The sequence below is a fragment of the Bacillus sp. Nf3 genome, assembly GCF_003028545.1.
Taxonomy (GTDB): Bacteria; Bacillota; Bacilli; order Bacillales; family Bacillaceae; genus Bacillus; species Bacillus safensis.
In genome coordinates this window covers 1-760 of record NZ_PYUA01000029.1, presented here as the reverse complement: position 1 = coordinate 760, position 760 = coordinate 1, and the positions used below count along the sequence as shown (strand labels likewise).

The following is a 760-nucleotide window of genomic DNA, read 5'->3' as shown; positions in this document are numbered from 1 at the left end:
GCCGACCGTGGCCTGCTTCGTGCTGGTGCAGCTCTACCCCGACCTGATCCATCAGCTGATGGACAACCGCCAGATCGCCGAGATGGAACGCATGTACGACCCGGCCGCCGAGCGCCTGGGCCGCGACAGCGGCACCGACTGGATGATGTTCGGCCACTACATCATGAACAACATCAGCATCGCCCTGCGCACCTTTGCCAGCGGCCTGCTGGCCGGGTTGGGCACGCTGCTGGTGCTGCTGTTCAACGGCGTGATCTTCGGTTCGGTGGCCGGTCACCTGCAGCACATCGGCCATGGCGACCCGTTCTGGCGCTTCGTGGTCGGCCACGCTGCCTTCGAACTCACCGCCATCGTGATTGCCGGTGGCGCCGGCCTGCAGCTGGGCATGAAGCTGCTGGCACCGGGCCGGCGCAGCCGCCTGGATGCGCTGGTCGAAGGCGGACGCATCGGCGCGCGGCTGTGCCTGGGCGTGGCCTTCATGCTGCTGGTGGCGGCGTTCATCGAGGCGTTCTGGTCGTCGATTGCCGAAGTACCGGCATGGGGCAAGTTCAGCGTGGCCGGCGTGTTGTGGGCCGGCGTGCTGCTCTGGCTGTGGCGCGGCGGGCGCGGAGGCGGCGATGCGGATTGACCGCCTGGACGTGGTGCTGCGCGCACGCAGCGGCTGGGAGGCGATGGAGCTGGGCAGCGCCCTGGCCCGCCGCCATGCCCGCGCGGTATGGGGCAGCTGGCTGCTGGCCAGTGCACCGCTGTTTGTGATCTT

The 760-nt window shown here is 68.8% G+C and carries 1 protein-coding gene; it reads left to right on the top strand.

Annotated features, from left to right (window positions below; all coding sequences use genetic code 11):
* The coding region (locus C9414_RS20695; protein ID WP_142398065.1) for a stage II sporulation protein M at window positions 1–628 on the top strand (628 nt) is incomplete at its 5' end.
* Window positions 629–760 lie beyond the last annotated feature (132 nt).